Annotated in this window: 1 pseudogene; it reads left to right on the top strand. The window is 51.6% G+C overall.

The annotated features are described in order from the left end of the window. Positions 1-106 precede the first annotated feature (106 nt). Positions 107-494 (top strand): annotated as a pseudogene (locus tag ACTHUM_RS19010) (single-stranded-DNA-specific exonuclease RecJ); the annotation flags it as partial.

Below are 494 nucleotides of genomic sequence, written 5' to 3'. Positions count from 1 at the left end.
ATAATATCCAAGGCCGTCTGAAAACGGATTGCAGGTTTCAGACGGCCTCCTCCTTAAAATAAATGTTTCAAAAAATTAATTTTTTCTCTATTTAATCCCACACACTATGTCCGTCAAAATTCAAACACGTTCCATTAATCCGACTGTTTTCAACGACTTGCTCACTGCCGGTACCGATCCTTTGATTGCGCGGCTGTGTGCTGCGCGTGATGTGCAAAGTCCGGCCGAGTTGGACGACAAGCTTGCTGCGCTTTTGCCGTATCAATCGCTGACAAACTGTGAAGCCGCCGCCGGACGTTTGGCGGATGCGATTGAGCGTCAGGAAAAAATCCTGATTGTCGCCGACTATGATGCCGACGGCGCAACGGCGTGTTCCGTCGGTATGAGCGGTTTGGCGGCGATGGGGGCGAAAGTGGATTTTCTCGTGCCCAACCGCTTTGAACACGGCTACGGCTTAACGCCCGAACTCGCCGAAATCGCTGCCGAGCAAGGTG

Source organism: Neisseria sp. P0021.S006 (assembly GCF_051956895.1).
The sequence above is the reverse complement of the archived record's forward strand: the minus strand, read 5'-3'. Positions and strand labels throughout refer to the sequence as shown.